The organism is Paenibacillus sp. IHBB 3054 (assembly GCF_051594305.1).
Taxonomy (GTDB): domain Bacteria; phylum Bacillota; class Bacilli; order Paenibacillales; family Paenibacillaceae; genus Paenibacillus_AQ.
Window position 1 is genome coordinate 1 of record NZ_JBOFBG010000137.1, and the last position, 758, is coordinate 758.

General features: G+C 47.5%; 1 protein-coding gene. It reads right to left on the reverse strand.

The features are described 5' to 3' along the window. Nucleotides 1-199 precede the first annotated feature (199 nt). Nucleotides 200-758 (reverse strand): hypothetical protein (locus ACQ76X_RS36090; RefSeq protein WP_438498691.1); only part of this gene is annotated, 559 nt, incomplete at its 5' end.

The window sequence follows — 758 nt, forward strand, 5'->3', positions numbered from 1 at the left end:
AACCAATCTACCGGCACCAATGAGATGTTTAGCTCTGTGACCTGAAAGTTCTTCAATCCCCCACACTCCCCCCCTGATAAGCCCTCTGTCTCTTCCAACTCAAAATCCCAAGAACTTTGTTCAAATTTCTTTTTACAGACGCTGCACTGGAAGGCGTACTCTCCTACTTCATGGCACCTATTGCCGCAATGAAGGCAAATCAATTTCGCTTAGTCGCTGCTTTCTGAGCAGCCTCTCTTGGTTTCAAGTATCCCAACTCCACAGCCATATACCGGATTGCTTGCATGTCCTCTTCTGGGTATCCCCAATGTGGGCAATACAGGCCGCCATAACCGTTGTTGTGATTAGCATCATCGTCACCATTGATATAATCCCGGAAGTCACACATCAAGCCCCACAACGTGCCACCGTGGCTGAAATGGTAGTGTTCATCGGGCATCGATTCATGCAAAAGCAATGGGGTCCCGGTGTAGTCGTCTACCAGCCAAAGTTTGCCTGAAGCCCAATTAAGCTGTACGTATCGATCGTATTTGGCCGAGTAAAGGAATTTCCGCCCTCTGCTGCCGATCTCTTTGATTAATGCGTTGACAATATCAATCCTATGTTGAGAGTGGAACGGAGTTTCGCTTGGTGCTGGTTTCGACTGCCCAACCTTGCGTACCCTAGCAATCTTCAAATAATCGAAAAAAGTCATATCCGGGTCACAGTCACTGAAGCTAAGGTATGCATCATATTTGGCTGCTCCAGATGATTTCGCT